18 protein-coding genes are annotated in these 22,375 nt (G+C 63.3%); 16 read left to right on the forward strand and 2 right to left on the reverse strand.

Translation table 11 applies throughout. The features are described from left to right. Positions 1–14: 14 nt before the first annotated feature. Positions 15–332, forward strand: a complete 318-nt coding sequence (locus CDO35_RS18190) for a Rieske (2Fe-2S) protein (RefSeq protein WP_041980719.1) — start codon at positions 15–17, stop codon at positions 330–332. Positions 333–386: 54 nt separating this feature from the next. Here the strand turns inward: CDO35_RS18190 and sfsA are convergent, their stop codons facing one another. Continuing rightward, positions 387–1,094: a DNA/RNA nuclease SfsA gene (sfsA, locus tag CDO35_RS18195; RefSeq protein ID WP_099526077.1), complete on the reverse strand. Its 708-nt coding sequence runs from the start codon at positions 1,092–1,094 to the stop codon at positions 387–389. After that, on the reverse strand, positions 1,084–2,265 hold the full coding sequence (locus CDO35_RS18200; RefSeq protein ID WP_099526078.1) for a pyridoxal phosphate-dependent aminotransferase: 1,182 nt from the start codon (positions 2,263–2,265) through the stop codon (positions 1,084–1,086). Before CDO35_RS18200 ends, sfsA begins: the two co-directional genes overlap by 11 nt. Before the next feature lie 258 nt (positions 2,266–2,523). Between CDO35_RS18200 and dksA the strand changes: the two genes are divergently transcribed. The 15 genes from dksA to CDO35_RS18275 all read left to right on the forward strand — a co-directional run bounded on the left by dksA (position 2,524) and on the right by CDO35_RS18275 (position 22,371). Continuing rightward, complete coding sequence (gene dksA, locus CDO35_RS18205; RefSeq protein ID WP_099526079.1) at positions 2,524–2,970, forward strand: RNA polymerase-binding protein DksA; 447 nt, start codon at positions 2,524–2,526, stop codon at positions 2,968–2,970. Positions 2,971–3,020: 50 nt separating this feature from the next. After that, positions 3,021–3,905 (forward strand): tRNA glutamyl-Q(34) synthetase GluQRS, encoded by an 885-nt coding sequence (gluQRS, locus tag CDO35_RS18210; protein ID WP_099526080.1) that lies wholly within the window; start codon positions 3,021–3,023, stop codon positions 3,903–3,905. Between the two features lie 142 nt (positions 3,906–4,047). After that, complete coding sequence (locus tag CDO35_RS18215) at positions 4,048–4,224, forward strand: hypothetical protein (protein ID WP_003244646.1); 177 nt, start codon at positions 4,048–4,050, stop codon at positions 4,222–4,224. Further along, complete coding sequence (locus CDO35_RS18220) at positions 4,208–7,162, forward strand: sensor histidine kinase (protein ID WP_099526081.1); 2,955 nt, start codon at positions 4,208–4,210, stop codon at positions 7,160–7,162. Before CDO35_RS18215 ends, CDO35_RS18220 begins: the two co-directional genes overlap by 17 nt. Positions 7,163–7,215: 53 nt before the next feature. Beyond that, positions 7,216–8,649 (forward strand): sigma-54-dependent transcriptional regulator, encoded by a 1,434-nt coding sequence (locus tag CDO35_RS18225; protein WP_099526082.1) that lies wholly within the window; start codon positions 7,216–7,218, stop codon positions 8,647–8,649. A gap of 769 nt (positions 8,650–9,418) precedes the next feature. Then, positions 9,419–10,813, forward strand: coding sequence for a polynucleotide adenylyltransferase PcnB (locus CDO35_RS18230; protein WP_099526083.1), 1,395 nt, complete (start codon positions 9,419–9,421; stop codon positions 10,811–10,813). Continuing rightward, a complete protein-coding gene (gene folK, locus CDO35_RS18235) occupies positions 10,810–11,298 on the forward strand; it encodes a 2-amino-4-hydroxy-6-hydroxymethyldihydropteridine diphosphokinase (protein WP_099526084.1) in 489 nt (162 codons plus the stop codon). Before CDO35_RS18230 ends, folK begins: the two co-directional genes overlap by 4 nt. Before the next feature lie 264 nt (positions 11,299–11,562). Continuing rightward, positions 11,563–12,363, forward strand: a complete 801-nt coding sequence (panB, locus tag CDO35_RS18240) for a 3-methyl-2-oxobutanoate hydroxymethyltransferase (protein WP_099526085.1) — start codon at positions 11,563–11,565, stop codon at positions 12,361–12,363. Beyond that, positions 12,360–13,217 carry a pantoate--beta-alanine ligase gene (panC, locus tag CDO35_RS18245; protein WP_099526086.1) on the forward strand — a complete coding sequence of 286 codons (858 nt, stop codon included), beginning with the start codon at positions 12,360–12,362 and terminating at the stop codon, positions 13,215–13,217. The genes panB and panC overlap by 4 nt, the downstream gene beginning before the upstream one ends. Before the next feature lie 80 nt (positions 13,218–13,297). Continuing rightward, on the forward strand, positions 13,298–14,962 hold the full coding sequence (gene pgi, locus CDO35_RS18250) for a glucose-6-phosphate isomerase (protein ID WP_099526087.1): 1,665 nt from the start codon (positions 13,298–13,300) through the stop codon (positions 14,960–14,962). Positions 14,963–15,111: 149 nt separating this feature from the next. Next, a complete protein-coding gene (gene acs / locus CDO35_RS18255; protein WP_099526088.1) occupies positions 15,112–17,049 on the forward strand; it encodes an acetate--CoA ligase in 1,938 nt (645 codons plus the stop codon). 69 nt (positions 17,050–17,118) lie between these two features. After that, a complete protein-coding gene (locus CDO35_RS18260; protein WP_099526089.1) occupies positions 17,119–17,991 on the forward strand; it encodes an oxygenase MpaB family protein in 873 nt (290 codons plus the stop codon). Positions 17,992–18,064: 73 nt separating this feature from the next. Next, the gene (locus tag CDO35_RS18265; protein ID WP_099526090.1) at positions 18,065–19,081 is read left to right on the forward strand and encodes a class I SAM-dependent rRNA methyltransferase; all 1,017 of its coding nucleotides are present in this window, start codon (positions 18,065–18,067) and stop codon (positions 19,079–19,081) included. A gap of 102 nt (positions 19,082–19,183) precedes the next feature. Continuing rightward, the gene (locus CDO35_RS18270) at positions 19,184–22,066 is read left to right on the forward strand and encodes a DUF748 domain-containing protein (RefSeq protein ID WP_099526091.1); all 2,883 of its coding nucleotides are present in this window, start codon (positions 19,184–19,186) and stop codon (positions 22,064–22,066) included. Beyond that, positions 22,063–22,371: a DUF2845 domain-containing protein gene (locus tag CDO35_RS18275; protein WP_099526092.1), complete on the forward strand. Its 309-nt coding sequence runs from the start codon at positions 22,063–22,065 to the stop codon at positions 22,369–22,371. The genes CDO35_RS18270 and CDO35_RS18275 overlap by 4 nt, the downstream gene beginning before the upstream one ends. Positions 22,372–22,375 lie beyond the last annotated feature (4 nt).

Here is a 22,375-nt window from a genome sequence, read left to right on the forward strand (position 1 = left end):
AACGGGAAACCGCGATGATTCGCTTGTGCGCCCCACAGGAACTGGCCGAGGGTCAGAGCCGGGGCTTCGTGCTCGACCAGTTGAACCTGCTTGCAGTACGCAGGGACGGTCAGGTGCACGCCTATATCAACCGCTGCCCACATCGCGGCATTGCCCTGGAGTGGCGGCCAGACGACTTTCTCGATGACAGCGGCAGCCTGATCCGCTGCGCGACTCACGGTGCGCTGTTTCTGATCGAGAGCGGTGAATGCGTGGCTGGCCCGTGCGAGGGCCAGGCGCTGCAGAGGCTGGCGTGCAAGGAAGACGCGAACGGAATCTGGATTGCGCCGTAGGATGCGCTGTGCGCACGGCGTTCCCAAAGCAGTAGCCGGTGCGCACAGCACACTCTACGTCAGGACATCCAGCCGGCGCACCAGGGTGATCCCTTCAGGGCTGAGCTCGGCGCCGTAGGCCAGCACCTCCACACCCGCAGCCTTGGCATCACGCAATCCCGCCCCGTAAGTCGGATCGATTTCCTCCGCGGCGCGCACGGCGCGAATGCCGGAGAGATTCACGCAATACAGCTGCACCGTGCGCACACCGGCACGCGCCAGCGCGGCCAGCTCGCGCAGGTGCTTGGCACCGCGCTGCGTCACTGCATCGGGAAAGGCCGCCACATCGCTGCCATCGAAGCCCAGCGTCACGCTCTTGACCTCGACAAAGGCCGGCCCGTCCGGGTAATCCAGACGAAAATCGGCGCGGCTGTTTTCCACCCCGTAAGCCACCTCGCGCTTGAGCGCGGTAAAGCCAGCCAGTTCGCGGATTACGCCGGCACGCAGCGCTTCTTCCACCAGCGCGTTGGCCCGTGCGGTGTTGATGCAGGCCAGGCGCCCCTGCGGCGTTTCGCTGATTTCCCAACTGCCCGGCAACTTGCGCTTGGGATCGTTGCTGCGGCTGAACCATATCCGACCGCCTTCGCTCATGCAGTTGAGCATCGAGCCGGTGTTGGCGCAGTGGATGGTCATCTGCTCGCCGCTGGCCGTCTCGATATCGGCGAGAAAGCGCTTGTAGCGGCGCAACAGCCGCCCTTCCTCCAGCGGCGGATCAAAGCGCATCGGGCTTCCAGCTCTTCAGGCCGCGCGCGATACGCTCGACCGCCTGCTGCAGGCGCTCGACGTTCTGCGTATAGGCGAAGCGCACATGGTGCCCAGCCTGGTAACGGCCGAAATCCAGACCCGGGGTGAAGGCCACATGCTCGGTTTCGATGAAGTGCCGGCAGAAAGCGAAGGCGTCGCCGCCAAAGGCGCTGATGTCGGCATATAGATAGAAGGCGCCTTCAGGCGTGGCGGCGATACCGAAGCCCAGCTCACGCAGGGCCGGCAGCAAATAGTCGCGGCGACGCTGGAATTCATGACGCCGCTCTTCGAAGATCGCCAGCGTGGCCGGTTCAAAGCAGGCCAGCGCGGCATGCTGGGCCATGCTCGGCGCACTGATATAGAGATTCTGCGCCAGCTTCTCCAACTCAGGCACCGCCGCCTCAGGCGCCACCAACCAACCCAGGCGCCAGCCGGTCATACCGAAATATTTGGAGAAACTATTGAGGACGAAGGCATCGTCGTCCACTTCCAGCACGCTCGGTGCATCGCAACCGTAGGTCAGGCCGTGGTAGATCTCGTCCACCACCAGATGACCGCCACGCTGTTTGAGGCAGGTCGACAGGGCCGCCAGCTCATCCTTGTGCAGCAAGGTGCCGGTCGGGTTGGCCGGCGACGCGACCAGGGCGCCGACGCTGCCAGAGTCCCAGTGCCGTTCCACCAATTGCGGGGTGAGCTGGTAACGCACGTCCGGGCCGACAGGCACCAGTTGCGCGGCGCCTTCGACCAGGCGCAGAAAATGGCGATTGCACGGGTAGCCCGGGTCGGCCAGCAACCAGTGCTTGCCCGGGTCGACCAACAGGCTGGCGGCCAGCAGTAGTGCACCGGAGCCGCCCGGTGTCACCAGAATGCGCTGCGGGTCGATGCTCAGCCGGTAACGCTCGGCGTAGAAGCCGGCGATGGCTTCGCGCAGCTGCGGCAGGCCGCGGGCCGCAGTGTAGCGCGTGTGCCCGGCGGCCAACGCGGCCTGGCCGGCACGGATGATCGGCTCGGCCGTGGTGAAGTCCGGCTCGCCGATTTCCAGGTGAATCACATCATGGCCGGCGGCCTGCAACTCGTTGGCACGCGCCAGCAAGGCCATCACATGGAAGGGTTCGATGGCGCGACTGCGCGCACTGTAGAGCTGAGCCATGGGTCTGTCTTCAGGGTTGCGAGGCGCGGATTCTAGCAGGGCAGCTCAAGGCCACGGCAAGGGCGCCAAAGCGCCGCTACGCTTGTAGAGCAGTCCCTTGCGGATTTCGCTCACACCCCGGACAAGGCAGAGACAACCGGGAGTAGCGCGCCCCGATTTGATCTGGTAAGTTCGCCGGCTTGCAGTCGCAGGGCCGGACAAACGCCTGGCAATGGAATAACCTGCGCGATGGATTTGAAAGAGTGAGAGGCGTCATCCATGCCCACAAAAGAAAAAGCCAAAAGCACCAGCCAGCTGATTCGTGGTTTCGAGCCTTATCCAGAGAAGAAGGGCGAGGAATACATGAGCGAGCCGATGCGCGCTCACTTCACCGGCATCCTCAATAAGTGGAAGCTGGAGCTGATGCAGGAAGTCGACCGTACCGTGCACCACATGCAGGACGAAGCGGCCAACTTCCCGGATCCGGCCGACCGCGCCAGCCAGGAAGAAGAATTCAGCCTGGAACTGCGTGCCCGCGACCGCGAGCGCAAGCTGATCAAGAAGATCGACGAAACCCTGCAGCTGATCGAAGACAACGATTACGGCTGGTGCGACTCCTGCGGTGTAGAGATCGGCATTCGCCGCCTCGAAGCCCGCCCGACCGCCACGCTTTGCATCGACTGCAAGACGCTGGCGGAAATCAAGGAAAAGCAGGTCGGTTCCTGATCTGACGACGGGGCGCTTAGGCGCCCCGCTCTGTTTCTGGCCCTAGCTCCATGAACACTGCCTATATCGGGCGCTTCGCCCCCACGCCCAGCGGCTATCTGCACTTCGGCTCGCTGGTCGCCGCTCTCGCCTCTTACCTCGATGCTCGCGCCGTTGGCGGTCGCTGGCTGCTGCGCATGGAGGACCTCGACCCGCCACGGGAAGTGCCTGGCGCTCAGGATGCGATTCTGCGCACGCTGGAAACCTACGGTTTCGAGTGGGACGGCGAGTTGGTGCGCCAGAGCGAGCGCCACGCCGAATACACAGCGGTGATCGCCCGGCTATTCAGCCAGGGCCTGGCCTACGCCTGCATCTGCTCGCGCAAGCAGCTCGAAGGCCACGCCGGCATTTATCCGGGGTTCTGCCGTAACGCCTGCCACCCCGACCACGACGCGGCCATCCGCCTGCGCGTGCCAGAGCTGGACTATCACTTCACCGACCGGGTGCAGGGCGAATTTCGCCAGCAGTTGGGCCGTGAAGTCGGCGACTTCGTGATTCGCCGGCGTGACGGCTTGTTCGCCTATCAGCTCGCCGTGGTGCTGGACGATGCCTGGCAAGGTGTTACCGACGTGGTGCGCGGCGCCGACCTGCTCGACTCCACCCCGCGCCAACTCTATCTGCAGGAACTGCTGGGGCTGTCGCAACCGCGTTACCTGCACGTGCCGCTGATCATTCAGCCGGACGGTCACAAGTTGGGCAAGAGCTACCGCTCGCCACCACTACCCGCCGATCAGGCCGGGCCTCTGCTACTACGCGCCCTGCGCGCGCTGGGGCAACAACCACCCGCCGAATTGCAAGGCGCGGCATCTGCCGAGCTGCTGGCCTGGGGCATCGCCAACTGGGACGCCACACGCATTCCGCACAGCCGCACCCTGGCCGAAACGCAATTAAGGTAGGGTGCGCCGCGCGCACCGTTGACCACCAAGCAAACCTTGTACGGTCCCGGTGCGCACTGCGCCCCCTACGGTAAGCCTCAAGTTTGTGGCTTGCGATGCGCAGCTTCCTTTACCATCGCGGCATCTTTCGACGAGATGTCACATGTATATCTACCGACTGGTTCTGATCCTGGTAGTGGGGATCTACCTGTTCTCACCGGCCATCATGGACTGGTGGATCGACCCCAATGGTGCCTGGTATCGGCCTTATCTGCTGTGGCTGATCCTGATCGTCGTTACCTTCATCCTTCAGAGCCAACGCGATGCTGACGAGCTTTAGCCTGAGCGAACTGATCCTGATCAGCGCCGGCTATCTGCTGGTGCTGTTCGGCGTCGCCTGGGTCAGTGAACACGGTCTTATCCCCCGCTGGATCATCCGCCATCCACTGACCTACACCTTGTCACTGGGCGTCTACGCCAGCGCCTGGGCCTTCTATGGCACGGTGGGTCTGGCCTACCAGTACGGTTACGGCTTCCTGGCCAGTTACCTCGGCGTATCCGGGGCCTTCCTCCTCGCGCCGGTGCTGCTCTACCCAATCCTGCGTATCACCCGCACCTACCAGCTGTCATCGCTGGCCGACCTGTTCGCCTTTCGCTTTCGCAGCACCTGGGCCGGCGCACTGACCACTCTGTTCATGCTGATCGGTGTGCTGCCGCTGTTGGCCCTGCAGATCCAGGCGGTGGCCGACTCCATCGGCATCCTCAGCCGCGAACCATTGCAGGAAAAGGTCGCGCTGAGCTACTGCGGTCTGATCATCCTGTTCACCATCCTGTTCGGCGCGCGCCATATCGCCACCCGCGAGAAGCACGAGGGCCTGGTGTTCGCCATCGCCTTCGAGTCGCTGGTCAAGCTGGTGGCGCTGGGCGTCATCGGCTGGTACGCGCTGTATCAGGTATTCGGCGGCCCACGTGAGCTGGAGCTGTGGCTGGTGCAGAACCAGGCCGCGCTGTCGACCCTGCACACACCGCTGCAGGAAGGCCCGTGGCGCACCCTGCTGCTGGTGTTCTTCGCTTCGGCCATCGTCATGCCGCACATGTACCACATGACCTTCACCGAGAACCTCAACCCACGCGCCATGGTCAGCGCCAGTTGGGGCCTGCCGCTGTTCCTATTGCTGATGAGCCTGGCGGTACCGCTGATTCTCTGGGCTGGCCTGAAACTTGGCGCGACTACCAACCCCGAGTACTTCACCCTGGGCCTGGGGATCGCGGTCAACAGTGAAACCCTGGCGTTATTGGCTTATGTCGGTGGGCTGTCGGCCTCCAGCGGCCTGATCATCGTCTCGACCCTGGCGCTGTCCGGCATGGCGCTGAATCACCTGGTGCTGCCGCTGTACCAGCCCCCAGCCGAAGGCAACATCTACCGCTGGCTGAAGTGGACGCGCCGCGCCCTGATCGCCTTCATCATCATGGCCGGCTACGGCTTCTACCTGCTGCTCGGCGCGCAGCAGGACCTGGCCAACCTGGGTATCGTCGCCTTCGTCGCCACCCTGCAGTTCCTGCCCGGCGTGCTATCGGTACTGTATTGGCAGACGGCCAATCGCCGCGGCTTCCTCGCCGGCCTGCTGGCCGGCATCAGCGTTTGGGCGCTGACCATGCTGTTGCCGCTGCTGGGCAATCTGGAAGGCTTCTACCTGCCGCTGTTCAACGTCATCTATGTGCTCGACGATGCCAGCTGGCACCTGGCGGCCATCGCTTCGCTCGCCGCCAACGTGCTGGTGTTCACCCTGGTATCACTGTTCACCGAAGCCAGCCCCGAGGAGAAGAGCGCCGCCGAAGCCTGCGCGGTGGACAACGTGCGCCGCCCGCAACGGCGCGAACTGGTCGCCGATTCGCCGCAGGACTTCGCCGCGCAACTCGCCAAGCCGCTTGGCGCCAAGACCGCACAGCGCGAGGTGGAACAGGCCCTGCGCGACCTGCACCTGCCCTTCGACGAAAGCCGTCCCTATGCCCTGCGCCGCCTGCGCGACCGCATCGAGGCCAACCTCTCCGGCCTGATGGGCCCGAGCGTGGCGCAGGACATCGTGGAAACCTTCCTGCCCTACAAGTCCGGCACCGAGGGCTACGTCACCGAGGACATCCACTTTATCGAAAGCCGCCTGGAGGACTACCAGTCGCGCCTCACCGGCCTGGCCGCCGAGCTCGATGCGCTGCGCCGCTACCACCGCCAGACCCTGCAGGAATTGCCGATGGGGGTGTGCTCGCTGGCCAAGGACCAGGAGATCCTGATGTGGAATCGGGCCATGGAAGAGCTCACCGACATCCCCGCGCAGCGCATCGTCGGCTCGCGCCTGAGCACCCTGAGCGAACCCTGGCAGAGCCTGCTGCAAGACTTCATCGAACGCCCCGACCAGCACCTGCATAAACAGCACCTGGCGCTCGATGGCCAGATCCGCTGGCTCAACCTGCACAAGGCGGCCATCAACGAGCCACTGGCACCCGGTAACAGCGGCCTGGTGCTGCTGGTCGAGGACCAGACCGAAACCCAGATGCTCGAAGACAAACTGGTGCACTCCGAGCGCCTGGCCAGCATCGGCCGTCTCGCTGCGGGCGTCGCCCACGAGATCGGCAACCCCATCACCGGCATCGCCTGCCTGGCGCAGAACCTGCGCGAAGAGCGTGAAAACGATTCCGAGCTGACCGAAATCAGCGGGCAGATTCTCGAACAGACCAAGCGCGTGTCACGCATCGTCCAGTCGCTGATGAGCTTCGCCCACTCCGGCAGCCACCAGCGCAGCGACGAGCCGGTGTGCCTGGCCGATGTGGCGCAGGACGCCATCGGCCTGCTGTCGCTGAACAAGCGCAACTTCGATATCCAGTTCTACAACCTGTGCGATCCGCAGCACTGGGCCTGCGGCGACCCGCAGCGCTTGGCCCAGGTGCTGATCAACCTGCTGTCCAACGCCCGCGATGCCTCGCCACCGGGCGGCGCCATCCGCGTGCGCAGCGAAGCCAGCGAGCACACCGTTGATCTGATCGTCGAGGACGAGGGCAGCGGCATTCCCAAGGCGATCATCGACCGCCTGTTCGAGCCATTCTTCACCACCAAGGACCCTGGCGAAGGGACGGGCCTGGGCCTCGCGCTGGTCTATTCGATCGTGGAAGAGCATTATGGACAGATAACAATCGACAGCCCGGCTGACCCCGAGCGCCAATTGGGCACTCGAATTCGGGTCACCCTACCGAGGCATGTCGAGGCGACGTCCGTAGCGATGTAAACAGCGAGAGAGGCTGCCCATGGCACCTCCGTGACCGTCGAGAGACCGAATTGATGCCACATATTCTTATCGTCGAAGACGAAACCATTATCCGCTCTGCCTTGCGCCGCCTGCTCGAACGCAATCAGTACCAGGTCAGCGAAGCTGGCTCGGTACAGGAAGCCCAGGAGCGCTACAGCATTCCCACCTTCGATCTGATCGTCAGCGACCTGCGCCTGCCTGGCGCACCGGGCACCGAACTGATCAAGCTGGCCGAAGGCACGCCGGTGCTGATCATGACCAGCTACGCCAGCCTGCGCTCGGCGGTGGACTCGATGAAGATGGGCGCAGTCGATTACATCGCCAAGCCCTTCGACCACGACGAGATGCTGCAGGCAGTCGCTCGCATCCTGCGCGACCGCCAGGAAGCCAAGAGCGCACCCGCGCCAGCCACCGGTAGCAGCGCACGCAGTGGCAATGCCGAGAAGGTGGTGGATAACGCCAATGGCGAGATCGGCATCATCGGCTCCTGCGCCGCCATGCAGGAGCTCTACAGCAAGATTCGCAAGGTCGCCCCCACCGACTCCAATGTGCTGGTGCAGGGTGAGTCCGGCACCGGCAAGGAGCTGGTTGCACGCGCCCTGCACAACCTGTCCAAGCGCGCCAAGGCACCGCTGATTTCGGTGAACTGCGCCGCCATTCCGGAAACCCTGATCGAGTCCGAGCTGTTTGGCCACGAAAAAGGCGCTTTCACCGGCGCCAGCGCCGGGCGCGCGGGCCTGGTGGAAGCTGCCGACGGTGGCACGCTGTTCCTCGACGAGATTGGCGAACTGCCGCTGGAAGCCCAGGCGCGCCTGCTGCGCGTGCTGCAGGAAGGCGAGATTCGCCGGGTCGGCTCGGTGCAGTCACAGAAAGTGGACGTGCGCCTGATCGCCGCCACTCACCGCGACCTGAAGACCCTGGCCAAGACCGGCCAATTCCGTGAAGACCTCTATTACCGCCTGCACGTCATCGCCCTCAAGCTGCCAGCGCTGCGTGAGCGCGGTAGCGACGTGATCGAGATCGCCCAGGCCTTCCTGGTGCGCCAGTACACCCGCATGGGCCGCGAGCCGTTGCGTTTCGCTCATGATGCCGAGCAAGCGATCCGCCACTACCCATGGCCGGGTAACGTGCGCGAACTGGAAAACGCCATCGAGCGCGCAGTGATTCTCTGTGAGGGTGCGGAAATTTCCGCCGACCTGCTGGGCATCGATATCGAGCTGGACGATCTGGATGACGAGGACTTCGGCCTGCCAGCAGTGGCCGGGCAAAGCAATGGCAACAGCCACGAGCCGACCGAGGACCTGTCACTGGAAGATTACTTCCAGCACTTCGTCCTCGAGCACCAGGATCACATGACCGAGACCGAGCTGGCGCGCAAGCTGGGCATCAGTCGCAAATGCCTGTGGGAACGCCGCCAGCGCCTGGGCATTCCGCGACGCAAATCCGGTGTGACCAGCGGCCCTTGACGGCACGGCGACGGTGACAACTTGCCCGCACAGGGGTTCCACAGGTTGTTACCGTTTCAATATCTCGTAACAAAGGCCGGGTCTATCGGTAACGAAAACCCGGCCTTTTTATCCCCCACCGAACACCCACAAATGCCTCAAGCCCTTGATTTACAAGGAATCACAAAAACTGGCACGGCATCTGCTTTATCTCTGGCACAACAACAATAACAAGCAATGCCCTACACAATAAGAACAAGACGTAACGACTCCAGAACAACAAAAACAACAAGGTACGGAGGCGCAGCTAACTGATTCTTTTGGAGAGGAGTTGCCGCGAGGGGTTCGCCCCAGCGACCAGGCTGAGAACAATAAAACTGCTTCAAGGCAGCGCTAGAACTGGTTGATTAAGGCAGCATCAGCGTCCAAAGAAATCCGTTTGCTATTGGCTCCCCTCTCTGGGGAGCACCCGGTAAGCCACGGCAAGCCGGGAAGGGCCAAACAACAAAAACAACAGGCCCTCAATAACAATAAAAACAGAGCACGCACCAACTTGGGGGGGAGCTTCGGCTCCCCCAGTAGCTTCCGGTCCTCAGATCCCCGCCTGCCGCCCTTCTACACACCTTCTCCCTACACGATGCTAGAATCCGCAGCAATCATGCGGTCATCGTTTCGCATGCAGTTGAAAAACCTTGCCAAAGCAAACTGCGTTTAACGCCGTGATGCCCACGCAATTCGATTTTCAAGCGCATGCGCAGCAGGCCGACCACTACTCCAAACAGTGCATCCCATGCTGAAAAAGCTGTTCAAATCTTTCCACTCACCTCTGCGCCGTGCCCCACGCCCACGCAGCACTCCCGAAGTGCTGAGCAGCAGCCAACATCCGCTCAAGCGCAACGAGATCAGCCGTCACGCCATCAGCGTGGTCGAGCGCCTGCAGAAGGCCGGCTACCAGGCCTATCTGGTCGGTGGTTGCGTTCGCGACCTGCTGCTGGATATCGACCCCAAGGATTTCGACGTCGCCACCAGTGCCACGCCTGAGCAGGTACGTGCCGAATTCCGTAACGCCCGGGTGATCGGCCGCCGCTTCAAGCTGGTTCACGTGCATTTCGGCCGCGAGATCATCGAAGTCGCTACCTTCCGCGCCAACCACCCACAAGGCGAGGAAGAGGAAAACAGCAACCAGGCGGCACGCAACGAAAGCGGCCGCATCCTGCGCGACAACGTCTACGGCACCCTGGAAGACGATGCACAGCGCCGCGACTTCACCATCAATGCGCTGTACTACGATCCAACCCAGGAACACATCCTCGACTACGCCCGCGGCATGCACGATGTGCGCAACCATCAGGTACGCCTGATCGGCGACCCGGAGCAGCGTTACCTGGAAGACCCGGTGCGCATGCTGCGTGCGGTGCGTTTCGCCGCCAAGCTGGATTTCGATATCGAGAAGCACAGCGCCGCGCCGATTCGCCGTCTGGCGCCGATGCTGCGCGACATTCCCTCGGCGCGCCTGTTCGACGAAGTGCTCAAGCTGTTCCTCGCCGGTTACGCCGAATACACCTTCGACCTGCTGCTCGAGCACGACCTGTTCGCCCAACTGTTCCCGGCCAGCGGCGCAGCGCTCAAGCAGAACCCGCAGTACACCGAGAAGCTGATTCGCCAGGCGCTGATCAACACCGACGACCGCATCCACGATGGTAAGTCGGTCACCCCGGCCTTCCTCTTCGCCGCACTGTTGTGGCCTGCCCTCCCGGCCCGTGTACTGCAGTTGCAAAGCAAAGGCATGCCGCCGATTCCGGCGATGCAGGAAGCCGCCCACGAGCTGATCGCCGAGCAATGCCAGCGCATTGCCGTGCCCAAGCGCTTCACCATCCCGATTCGCGAGATCTGGGATATGCAGGAGCGCCTGCCACGACGCAGCGGCAAGCGTGCCGATCTGTTGCTGGAGAACCCTCGCTTCCGCGCCGGTTATGACTTCCTCCTGCTGCGCGAACTGGCCGGGGAAGACACCGGAGGCCTGGGCGAATGGTGGACGGACTATCAAGACGCCAACGACAGTGAGCGCCGGCAGATGATTCGCGACCTCGCTGGCAAAAGCGAAAGCACCGGCGCCGCGCCACGCAAACGTCGCCGCAGCAACAACAATCGGCGTAAGCGCAGCGACGAAAGCGGCGGCGAATGATGGAGCGGGTCTACATCGGCCTTGGCAGCAACCTGGCCGAGCCGCTGCAACAGCTACGCGCGGCCTTGCATGCTATCGCCCAGTTGCCGCACAGCCGCTTGCAGGCGCACTCGTCGTTCTACATCAGCGATCCACTGGGCCCGGCGGATCAACCGCGTTACGTCAACGCCGTGGCAGCGCTGGATACCGCGCTGGAACCCTGGCAATTGCTCGACGCGCTGCAACGCATCGAGCAGGAGCAGGGTCGCGTGCGCAAGGCCGAACGCTGGGGACCGCGCACACTGGACCTGGATATCCTGCTGTTCGGTAAGCGCCTGATCGACGACGAGCGCCTGACCGTGCCGCACTACCACATGCACGCGCGGCCCTTCGTGCTCTACCCGCTGGCCGAGCTGGCCGCAGAGCTGCAGTTGCCGGACGGCCGCAGCCTAAACGCATTGCTCGAAGCCTGCCCCTTCACCGGCCTGGAGCGCCTGCCGGAGTGACACCCGAGCAAGCGCCAGCCACCTTCAGGTTGTTCTGCGCCTGCTACCCGCCGCAAGCCCGCGCCAGCTCTAGCTCGGCCGTTCGCCACGGGCATTGGCGGTAACGCCAGTAACAGAGCGGTAACACCTGCAATTGACTTCACGCCCCCCCATCAGGACTATAGGCGTCCCGTCGCCCAGCGCCGGGCGCACCTTTGATGCCAATCCAGGCCGGATTGCAGCCAGATAGAAGCGGTATACCGAGCCTGAGCGAGGACCTTTGAAATGCCTGACGTTACCCTGACCACCCTGCAGAGCCTCAAGCAGAACGGTGAAAAGATCGCCATGCTGACCTGCTATGACGCCACCTACGCCCATGCGGCCTGCCAGGCGGGTGTCGACGTATTGCTGGTCGGCGATTCCCTGGGCATGGTCCTGCAGGGCCACGACAGCACCCTGCCGGTCAGCGTCGAGGAAATGGCCTACCACACCGCCTGCGTCAAACGCGGCAACCAGGGCGCACTGATCGTCACCGATCTGCCATTCATGGCCTATGCCACCACCGAGCAGGCTCTGCACAACAGCGCCAAGCTGATGCAGGCCGGCGCGCACATGGTCAAACTGGAAGGCGCTGGCTGGCTGGCCGAGCCGATCCGTCTGCTGGCCGAGCGCGGCGTACCGGTGTGCGCGCATCTGGGCCTGACCCCACAAGCGGTGAACATTCTCGGCGGCTACAAGGTTCAGGGCCGCCAGGAAGCGCAGGCGCGGCAGATGCGTGCCGACGCCATGGCACTGGAGCAGGCCGGGGCGGCCATGCTGCTGCTCGAATGCGTACCGAGCGACCTGGCCGCGGAAATCACCCAGGCGGTGAAGATTCCGGTGATCGGCATCGGAGCAGGCAGCGCCACCGATGGCCAGGTGCTGGTCAAGCACGACATGCTCGGGCTGTCGCTGTCCGGTCGTTCGCCGAAGTTCGTGCGTAACTTCATGGAGGGCCAGAGCAGCATTCAGGGCGCCTTCAGCGCTTACGTACAGGCCGTCAAAGACGGCAGCTTCCCGGCCGCCGAACATGGCTTTTCCGCATGACCACGGTGAAGACACTGCGCGAGCTGCGCGCAGCCATCGCTCAGGCACGGGCCGAGGGCAAGCAAATCGGTTTCGTGCCGACCATGGGCAATCTGCACGCGGGCCACGTTTCGCTGGTACAGATCGCAGCCCAACGCGCCGATTTCGTGGTTGCCAGCATCTTCGTCAACCCACTGCAGTTCGGCGCCGGTGAAGATCTGGACACCTATCCGCGCACCCTCGCCGCCGACCAGGAGAAACTGCTGGCGGCCGGCTGCCACCTGCTGTTTCACCCCGATGTCGCGGAAATCTACCCGCACGGCATGGGTGACCAGGCTCGCGTCATAGTTCCCGGTGTTTCCGAAGGCCTCTGCGGCGCCAGTCGTCCGGGGCATTTCGAGGGCGTCGCGACGGTGGTGACCAAGCTGTTCAACATGGTCCAGCCTGATCTGGCCGTGTTCGGCGAGAAGGACTATCAGCAACTGGCAGTGATCCGCGCACTGGTGCAGGACCTGAACATGCCGATCCAAATCATCGGTGCGCCAACTCAACGCGCCGAGGACGGCCTTGCGCTGTCCTCGCGCAACGGCTACCTCAGCGAGGAGCAACGTGCCGCCGCCCCAGCGCTGTATCGAGGCCTGCAAGCGATCGCCGAAGAGCTGCAGCGTGGCGCTCGCGATTACGCACGGCTTATCGACAGTACCCAGGCGCAGCAACGTGCTGCCGGCTTCATCCCCGATTACCTGGAGATCCGTAACGCGGTGAACCTGCGCCCGGCCCAGCTCGACGATCATCACCTGGTGGTGCTGACTGCTGCACAGCTGGGTAGCACCCGCCTGATTGATAATCTGGTGGTTGAACTGCCACGCCAGTAGCTGCCTGCAAAGGCAGCCGGTTACACTCTCAAAGGCCCGGATCGATCCGGGCCTTTTGCTTTTGTGGACCAGGAGCTCCGATGGCCTATTACCAGCAGCCTCAAGACGTCACCACCCTGCCCGCCTGGCAGGCCCTGCAGCAGCATCGCGCCAAGATGGCCGGTTTCAGCATGCGCGAAGCCTTCGCTGCAGACGCACGGCGCTACCAGCGCTTTTCCCTCGACAGCTGCGGGCTACTGCTGGATTACTCGAAGAACCTGATCGATGAGCACGGCCTCGATCTGCTGATTCAACTGGCCGAGCAGGCCGGTCTGCAGGAGTCCATCGCCAGCCTGTACCACGGCGAACAGGTCAACGCTTCGGAAGGCCGTGCCGCGCTGCATACCGCCCTGCGCAGCCCGATTGGCCGCCGCCTGCTGGTCGACGGCCATGACATCATTCCCGAGGTTCACCGCGTCCTGAACCAGGTCACCGAGCTGGTCAGTCGCATTCACAGTGGCCTGTGGCGCGGCTACAGCGAAAAACCGATCAAGGAAGTGGTCAACATCGGCATTGGCGGCTCGTTTCTCGGCCCACAGCTGGTGTCAGAGGCGCTGCGCCCGTTCACTCAACGCGGTGTGCGCTGCCACTATCTGGCCAATATCGACGGCAGCGAATTCCGCGAGCTGACCGCCCGCCTTAATCCTGAAACCACGCTGTTCATCGTCTCCAGCAAGTCCTTCGGCACCCTGGAAACCCTGAAGAACACCTTGGCCGCGCGCGACTGGTACCTGGCCATGGGCGGCCCGGAAGAAGAGCTGCACCGCCACTTCATCGCCGTAACCAGCAACCGCAAGGCTGCCATCGAGTTCGGTATCGGCGAAGAGAACATCTTCCCCATGTGGGACTGGGTCGGCGGCCGCTACTCGCTGTGGTCAGCCATTGGCCTGCCCATCGCCCTAGCCATCGGCGTGTCCAACTTCAAGGAACTGCTGGCCGGTGCCTATGCCATGGACCAGCACTTCACCCAGGCACCGCTGGCCGAGAACATGCCAGTGCTGATGGCCCTGCTGGGTATCTGGTACACCAATTTCTGGGACGCGCAGAGCCACGCCATCCTACCCTACGACCACTACCTGCGTAACTTCACCAAACACCTGCAGCAGTTGGACATGGAGTCCAACGGCAAGAGCGTGCGCCAGGATGGCAGCGCGCTGGACATCGCCACGGGGCCGATCATCTGGGGCGGTGTCGGCTGCAACGGCCAGCATGCTTACCACCAGTTGCTGCACCAGGGCCGCCTGCTGGTACCGGCGGACTTCATCGTCCCGGTCAACAGCTACAACCCGCTATCCGACCATCACCAGTGGTTGTTCGCCAACTGCCTGTCGCAGGCCCAGGCGCTGATGCAGGGCAAGACCCGCGAAGAAGCCGAGGCTGAACTGCGCGCCAAGGGCATGGCTGAAGCCGACGTGCAGCGCCTGGCGCCGCACAAGGTGATCCCCGGCAATCGCCCGAGCAACATCCTGGTGATGAATCGCATCGCACCATTCGAGCTGGGCGCGCTGGTTGCCCTGTACGAGCACAAGGTCTTCGTGCAGAGCGCCATCTGGGGCATCAATGCCTTCGACCAGTGGGGCGTGGAGCTGGGCAAGGAGATGGGCAAGGAGGTGTATCAGCGCCTGACCGGCCAGCTCGATGGCAGTGCATCGGATGCATCGACCCAGGGCCTGATCGCTCATTTCCGCGAACATCATCGCGGCTGATGCACGCGTCTGACGCTGCCCGGGGCCAAGCGCCGGGCAGTGCTCACGGCGCTCAGCCGCTCCTGCTGCGAATATCGCCCCTTGAACCAAGCGCCTGCTTGGGTGCACCCTTGTGATTGTTGCGGACAAACAATTACAAGGAGCCCGCCATGTTCGAGATCACCCGCCACCCCGTGGCCGACACGGTACGTCAGCGCGCACACCTGGATAACGATGCCTATCTGCGCCTGTATCAACAGTCCGTCGAGCAACCCGAGACCTTCTGGGGCGAGCAGGCCAAGACCTTTCTGGACTGGTTCAAACCCTGGGACAAGGTGCATACCAGCGACCTGAAACAGGGCCACGCAGAATGGTTCAAGGGCGGCCAACTCAACGTCGCTTATAACTGCATCGACCGCCACCTGGAAAAGCGCGGCGAACAGGTGGCCATCATCTGGGAAGGCGACAACCCCGCCGAATCGGCACACATCACCTACAACAAGCTGCACCACAACGTCAGCCGACTGGCCAACGTACTCAAGGGCCGTGGCGTGAAGAAAGGCGACCGGGTGTGCATCTACATGCCGATGATCCCCGAGGCAGCCTACGCCATGCTCGCCTGTGCACGCATCGGCGCCGTACATTCGGTGGTGTTCGGCGGTTTCTCTCCCGATGCCCTGCGCGACCGCATCCTCGATGCCGACTGCCGTGCGGTGATCACTGCCGACGAAGGCGTGCGCGGCGGCAAGTACATTCCCTTGAAAGCCAACGTCGACAAGGCCCTGCAAAGCTGCCCGGACGTCTCCACCGTGGTGGTAGTCGAACGCACTCAGGGCGATATCGCCTGGGTGGAAGGTCGTGACCTCTGGTACCACCAGGCGCTGAAGGAAGTCGATGCCGACTGCCCGGCCGAGCCGATGGACGCCGAGGATCCGCTGTTCATCCTCTACACCTCGGGCTCCACCGGGAAACCCAAGGGTGTACTGCACACCACTGGCGGCTACCTGCTCGGCGCGGCGATGACCCATAAGTACGTGTTCGACTACCACGAGGGCGACATCTACTGGTGCACCGCCGATGTCGGCTGGGTTACCGGGCACAGCTACATCGTCTACGGTCCCCTGGCCAACGCTGCCACCACCCTGATGTTCGAAGGCGTGCCCAACTACCCGGACGCTTCGCGCTTCTGGCAGGTGATCGACAAGCACCAGGTGAACACCTTCTATACCGCGCCCACGGCCCTGCGTGCACTGATGCGCGAGGGTCAAAGCCCGGTCAAGAGCACGTCGCGCAGCAGCCTGCGCCTGCTCGGCACGGTGGGCGAGCCGATCAACCCGGAAGCGTGGGAGTGGTACTTTCATGTGGTGGGCGATAGTCGCTGCCCCATCGTCGACACCTGGTGGCAGACCGAAACTGGCTCCATCCTGATCACTCCGCTGCCTGGCGCCACCGACCTCAAGCCCGGCTCGGCCACCCGTCCGTTCTTCGGCGTGCAGCCGGTGCTGCTCGACGAGCAGGGCAAGGAAATCGACGGCCCCGGCAGCGGCGTACTGGTCATCAAGGCGAGTTGGCCGAGCCAGATTCGCAGCGTCTACGGCGATCATCAACGCATGATCGATACCTACTTCAAGCCTTACCCCGGCTACTACTTCACCGGTGACGGCGCACGCCGCGACGAGGATGGCTACTACTGGATCACCGGCCGTGTGGATGACGTGATCAACGTCTCCGGCCACCGCATCGGTACCGCCGAAGTGGAGAGCGCGCTGGTGCTGCACGACGCAGTGGCCGAAGCGGCAGTGGTCGGCTACCCGCACGATGTGAAGGGCCAGGGCATCTATGCCTACGTCACCCTGATGAATGGCCAGGAGCCTTCCGACGAGCTGAAGAAGGATCTGCTGACCCTGGTCGGCAAGGAGATCGGCAGCTTCGCCAAGCCGGAACTGGTCCAGTGGGCACCGGGCCTGCCCAAGACCCGCTCGGGCAAGATCATGCGCCGCATCCTGCGCAAGATCGCCTGCAACGAGCTGGAGAACATGGGCGACACCTCGACCCTGGCCGACCCCAGCGTGGTCGACAGCCTGATCGATCAGCGCCTGAACCGCTGACCCTCCGCCCGGCCCGAAAGGGCCGGGCTCATCTTGTCTTGCGCCAGCCAAGCGCCGAAACTGCGGGCCATGGAAACCCTACGCAGACAAATCGAAAAACAGGTGCACAGCCTCACCGGCGCCTCGCTGGGCGTGCTCGACCTCGATCAGCCGCACGGTGATGCCGGTCTTTTCGGCCCCGAGTCGATGGTCTGGAAAGTCCACGCTGACTTCACCGCGATGATGGTCGGCGGCATCTCCGCCCTGCTCCTGCAGATGCTCCACCCTTTGGCGTTGGCCGGCGTATGGGACCACTCTACCTTTCGTCAGGACATGCTCGGCCGCCTGCGCCGCACCAGCCTGTTCATCGCCGGCACCACCTATGGTGGCCTGCACGATGCCGAGCAATTGATCGACAAGGTGCGCCGCATCCACCTTCAGGTGGTCGGCAGCGCGCCGGACGGTCGCCCCTATGCCGCCAGCGACCCCGAGCTGCTGACCTGGGTGCATGTCTCCGAGGTCAGCCAGTTTCTCGCCGGCTACCTGCGCTACGTCGACCCGCAACTGCCGGTGGCCGAACAGGATCGTTACTACCGCGAAGTGGCATTGATCGCCGAACGCCTCGGCGCGCAGGACGTGCCTAAATCGCGCCAGGCCATCAGCGACTACCTCCAGCGCATGCGCCCGCAATTGCTGTGTGACGCGCGAACCCGCGAAGTGGTGCGGCTGCTGTATGCCGCACCGATGCCCAATATTCTCGCCAAACCCTTCGGCAATCTGATGATGCAGGCCGGTGTAGACCTGCTGCCGGACTGGGCCAGCGACCTGCTCGGCGAGCACCAGGCGCCCTGGCGCCGTCCGCTGATTCGCAGCAGCGTGCAACGCACCGCCACGCTGTTGCGCTGGGCAATTCGCAACAGCGCCTCACAGCGCGCCCACCGTCGTTTAGTGCCGCGCCTGTAGGCCACCTCCCCACGCCCATCTCCCGTGGTTTTTCTTGATAAACTTGCGCCTTCCTTTCTCCGAGACGCCGCGCATGCCTTCTCTTGACCAGGCGCTGCGCGCCGCCCTCGTCGCTCGCGAAAACCTGCTCGCAGAGCTGCACGCCCAAGGTACCGACTGCTACCGACTGTTCCACGGCAGCCAGGAAGGCGCACCTGGCCTGACCGTGGACCGCTACGGCCCACAGCTGCTGGTACAGAGTTTTCATCAACCACTTGAGGCCAGCGAGCTACACAGCATCGTCGGCAACGTCGAAGCCCATCTGGGACAGCCGCTGCTCCTGGTCTACAACGACCGCTCCAAGGGCAATTCGCGGATTGATCGCGACCCAACCCTGTTCCAGGCCGACGAGGCAGCGCTGGAGGATATGGTCGGCCACGAATGGGGGCTGAGTTACCGCGTACGCGGCCGGCATGCCGGACAGGACCCGCTGCTGTTTCTCGACCTGCGCAACGCCCGCGGCTGGGTCAAGGCCAACAGCGCCGACAAGTCCGTGCTCAACCTGTTCGCTTACACCTGCGGCGTCGGCCTGTGCGCCGCGGCGGGTGGCGCACGCGAGGTGATCAACCTCGACTTCGCCCAGGGTAACCTTGCTGTGGGCCGCGAAAACGGTGCGCTCAACCCCGAGTTGCCCGCCATGCAGTTCATCCAGTCCGATTACTTCCCGGCGATTCGTCAGTTGGCCGATCTACCGATCAGCAGCCGACGCGGACAAAAACTGCCGAGTTACCCGCGCCTGCAACCGCGTCAGTTCGATCTTGTGTTCCTCGACCCGCCAGCCTGGGCCAAGAGTGCCTTCGGTACGGTCGATTTGCTGCGTGATTATCAGAGCCTGCTCAAGCCAGCTCTGCTGGCCACTGCCGAAGGCGGCACCCTGGTGTGCTGCAACAACCTGGCAAAAGTGGAGATGAGCGACTGGCGCGCCCAAGTGCTGCGCTGCGCCGAGAAACTCGGCCGCTCAGTGCAGGATTGCCAGATCATCGTCCCTGCATCCGACTTCCCTTCGCATGATGCCAAACCGCCGCTGAAAACCCTGATCCTGCAGCTTTGAAGCACGGCCGGCACGCAATCTGAGTGCAGCGATAACGACCGGAACCGAACCGCCGTGCCATACTCCAAGTCGTCTCCTCGTCTGGATAGATGACGCCAAGCCATGCCCAAAGGACTGAAGCGCGCGCTAAGCGCACTGTTGATCACCGTTTTCCTCTACAGCCTGATCGGCTTTCTGATTCTGCCGGGCATCGCCCTGCGTGTCGCCAATCAGCAGTTGGCGCAGTACGCCACGCTGCCCGCCTCGCTGCAGCGCGTGCAGCTCAACCCCTTCACGCTCGAGCTGAGCCTCTGGGGCCTGCGTATCGGCGAGAGTGGCCAGGAGCAAGTGAGCTTCCAGCGCCTCTACGCCAACTTGCAAAGTGACAGCCTATGGAGCGGTGCCTTGCACCTGAGTGACGTCGAGCTTGACGGTGCGCGCACCGAAATACTCTTCGCCAAAGACGGTACGCTCAATCTCACCCAGTTGTTCCATCTGCCGGAAAGTCAGGCGGAACCCAAGACAGAGAGCAGCGAGCCCTTCCCGCTGCGCATCGACAGCATCCGTCTGCGTGAGAAGTCACTGCGCTTCCAGGACCTGCGCCCGAGCGAGGCCGTGGAGTTCGCCTATGACGCGCTCGATCTGGAATTGCACAATCTCAGCACCCTGGCCGGCGATAACGCCGAAATGACCATGACCGCCAGTGGCCCGCACGGCTCGCAGATCGACTGGCGCGGCCAGGTCAGCCTGACGCCCATCACCTCCAGCGGCAGTCTGAGCGTCAGCGATGGCCGCCTGAGCACCTTCTGGCCTTACGTGCGGGATGCCTTGCCGTTGGTGCTGAAAGAAGGCCAGGTCGACCTCAGCAGCGACTATCGCCTCGACCTCTCCAGCGGTACCGAGCTGCAACTGAGCAAGGTCAAGGTGCAGTTGGCCCCCTTCGCCATCGACGATCCGCAAGGCAAACCGCTGGTACGCCTGCAGCGGCTGGATATCGACAACACCAGTCTCGACCTGGCCAAGCAGCAGGTGGTGATCGGTCAGGTGCGTAGCCAGGGCCTCGAAGCCTGGGCGGCGCGCGAAGCCGACGGCCAGCTGGATTGGCAGAAGCTGTTCGCCAAACCCGAAAGCGCCAGTAGCGAGACTGCCGAGCCAACGGCGCAAGCCGGCGAGAACAAGCCCTGGCAAGTGCTGCTGCAAGACGTGCAGCTACGCGACTACAAGGCTCACCTGGCCGACCGTGTGCCGCAGCAGGAAGTGGCGGTGGAGGTCGGCCCACTGAACCTGGATCTGAAGAATTTCGACAGCTTGGGCGACAAGCCTTTCGAACTCAGGCTCGATAGCGGTCTCGGCAAACAGGGCAAGCTGCAGGCCGCCGGCAACGTACAACTGAGCCCGACCAGCGCTCAACTCAAGGTCGCCACCCAGGACATCGACCTGCGCCTGGCGCAGGCCTACCTGAGCCCTTTCATTCGCCTGGAGCTGCGCAGTGGCCTGCTCGGCAGTGACCTCGACGTGCAACTCAAGAGCACCGAACCGCTGGCGCTCAGCGTCACCGGCAGCGCCAAGATCGATCAGCTGCACACCCTGGATACCCTGCGCGAACGCGATTTCGTGCGCTGGAAGCAGGTTCGGGTTAATGGTCTCGATTACCGCCACGGTGAAAGCCTGGCCATCGAGCGCGTCGAGTTGGATCAGCCCTATGCAAGATTCGTGATAAACGAGAACCTGACCACCAACGTCAGCGAGCTGATCGTGCCGCAGCCGGCGACGCCGAACGAGAGCAAGGCCGATGCGGGCAAACCACTGGCGATCCGCATCGGCGGCGTAGCCATCAATGACGGCTCGGCCAACTTCGCCGACTTCAGCCTGACCCCCAGCTTCGCCACCGCCGTTCAGCAAATGAACGGGCGCATCGGTGTACTCGACAACCAGAAGCCGCAAGCCGCCAGCGTCGATATTCAGGGCAAGGTCGACCGCTACGCGCCAATGAGCATCAAGGGCAAACTGACGCCGTTCGATCCGCTCAACAGCCTGGATATCGCTACCAGCTTCAAGAACGTCGAACTGACCACCATCACCCCCTATTCCGGCAAGTTCGCCGGCTATCGTATCCGCAAGGGCCGCCTCAACCTCGACCTGCACTACCGCATCGAGAAAGGCCAGCTCAATGCCGAGAACAAGGTGCTGGTGGAGAACCTGCAACTGGGCGAGCGTGTCGACAGCCCGGACGCGGTCGACCTGCCGATTCGCCTGGCAGTGGCCCTGCTCAAGGACACTCAGGGGCGCATCGCCATCGAGTTGCCGGTACAGGGAGACCTGAACAATCCGCAGTTCAGCGTCATGCCCATCGTCTGGCAAACCTTGCGCAATCTGGTGTTGCGCGCGGCACAGGCACCATTCAAGTTCATCGCCGGGCTGGTCGGCGGCAGCAACGTCGACCTCAGTACCGTGCCGTTCGCCGCGGGTTCTGCAGAGCTGGAGGGCGACGCACGCCAGGCCCTGGACACCCTGGCCAAAGCGCTCGAGGAACGCCCGAATCTGCGTCTGGAGGTGGAAGGTCAGGCCGCACAGCGTGCCGACGGCCCGCTGCTGGCCGAACAGCGTCTGCAACGCGAGTTTCGCGAAGGCTGGTACAAGGTGCTACAACGCCGTGGTGACAAAGTACCGGCCAGCCCCGATGAACTGACGGTCGCGGAAGATGAACAAGCCGCCCTGCTCGAGGGCATTTATCGCACCCGACTCAAGCAGCAGCCGCCAGCCGAGTGGGCCGAGCTGGACAAAGAACAACGCCAGCAGAACATGCGCAAGGCAGTATTGGACTCCTGGGCGCAAAGCAAGTTGTTGCTGCGTCAACTGGCTCAGCAACGCGCTGCAACGATCAAGGATTATCTGGTTGAACAAGGTGGGTTGTACGATGAACGTGTCTATCTGATCGATGCCAACCTGGGTGAGCCCGAAGCCGACGGCCGCGTGCTCACCACTCTGCACCTGGACAGCCAATGATCATGCGCAGCTTATCCATCATCACGTTCACCGCCTTGATCACCGGCCTGAGCACTGCCAACGCGCAGGCCGACACGCTGCGTTGCGGCAGCGCACTGGTCAGTCTGGGCGACCGCCCTTTCGAGGTCGAGCGCAAATGTGGGGCGCCGGTGCACCGTGACCCGGTCGGCTACACCCTGGGCTCCTATGACCGTCGTGAGTACATGATCGAGGAATGGGTATACGGCCCGAGCAACGGTATGCTCAGCATCCTGCGTTTCGAGGGTAACCGTCTGACCGTCATTGAACGCCGGCGCGAACGCTGAGCAG

This window comes from Pseudomonas sediminis (genome assembly GCF_002741105.1).
Taxonomy (GTDB): domain Bacteria; phylum Pseudomonadota; class Gammaproteobacteria; order Pseudomonadales; family Pseudomonadaceae; genus Aquipseudomonas; species Aquipseudomonas sediminis.

What these genes read in the sequence shown, in the direction of transcription:
- CDO35_RS18200 (WP_099526078.1), bottom strand. Translation starts at nt 2,265, where the DNA reads ATGGCTCAGCTCTACAGTGCGCGCAGTCGCGCCATCGAACCCTTCCAT.
- sfsA (WP_099526077.1), bottom strand. Translation starts at nt 1,094, where the DNA reads ATGCGCTTTGATCCGCCGCTGGAGGAAGGGCGGCTGTTGCGCCGCTAC.
- acs (WP_099526088.1), top strand. Translation starts at nt 15,112, where the DNA reads ATGTTCGAGATCACCCGCCACCCCGTGGCCGACACGGTACGTCAGCGC.
- CDO35_RS18215 (WP_003244646.1), top strand. Translation starts at nt 4,048, where the DNA reads ATGTATATCTACCGACTGGTTCTGATCCTGGTAGTGGGGATCTACCTG.
- CDO35_RS18275 (WP_099526092.1), top strand. Translation starts at nt 22,063, where the DNA reads ATGATCATGCGCAGCTTATCCATCATCACGTTCACCGCCTTGATCACC.
- CDO35_RS18265 (WP_099526090.1), top strand. Translation starts at nt 18,065, where the DNA reads ATGCCTTCTCTTGACCAGGCGCTGCGCGCCGCCCTCGTCGCTCGCGAA.
- panC (WP_099526086.1), top strand. Translation starts at nt 12,360, where the DNA reads ATGACCACGGTGAAGACACTGCGCGAGCTGCGCGCAGCCATCGCTCAG.
- CDO35_RS18190 (WP_041980719.1), top strand. Translation starts at nt 15, where the DNA reads ATGATTCGCTTGTGCGCCCCACAGGAACTGGCCGAGGGTCAGAGCCGG.
- CDO35_RS18225 (WP_099526082.1), top strand. Translation starts at nt 7,216, where the DNA reads ATGCCACATATTCTTATCGTCGAAGACGAAACCATTATCCGCTCTGCC.
- panB (WP_099526085.1), top strand. Translation starts at nt 11,563, where the DNA reads ATGCCTGACGTTACCCTGACCACCCTGCAGAGCCTCAAGCAGAACGGT.
- CDO35_RS18270 (WP_099526091.1), top strand. Translation starts at nt 19,184, where the DNA reads ATGCCCAAAGGACTGAAGCGCGCGCTAAGCGCACTGTTGATCACCGTT.
- CDO35_RS18230 (WP_099526083.1), top strand. Translation starts at nt 9,419, where the DNA reads ATGCTGAAAAAGCTGTTCAAATCTTTCCACTCACCTCTGCGCCGTGCC.
- folK (WP_099526084.1), top strand. Translation starts at nt 10,810, where the DNA reads ATGATGGAGCGGGTCTACATCGGCCTTGGCAGCAACCTGGCCGAGCCG.
- dksA (WP_099526079.1), top strand. Translation starts at nt 2,524, where the DNA reads ATGCCCACAAAAGAAAAAGCCAAAAGCACCAGCCAGCTGATTCGTGGT.
- gluQRS (WP_099526080.1), top strand. Translation starts at nt 3,021, where the DNA reads ATGAACACTGCCTATATCGGGCGCTTCGCCCCCACGCCCAGCGGCTAT.
- pgi (WP_099526087.1), top strand. Translation starts at nt 13,298, where the DNA reads ATGGCCTATTACCAGCAGCCTCAAGACGTCACCACCCTGCCCGCCTGG.
- CDO35_RS18260 (WP_099526089.1), top strand. Translation starts at nt 17,119, where the DNA reads ATGGAAACCCTACGCAGACAAATCGAAAAACAGGTGCACAGCCTCACC.
- CDO35_RS18220 (WP_099526081.1), top strand. Translation starts at nt 4,208, where the DNA reads ATGCTGACGAGCTTTAGCCTGAGCGAACTGATCCTGATCAGCGCCGGC.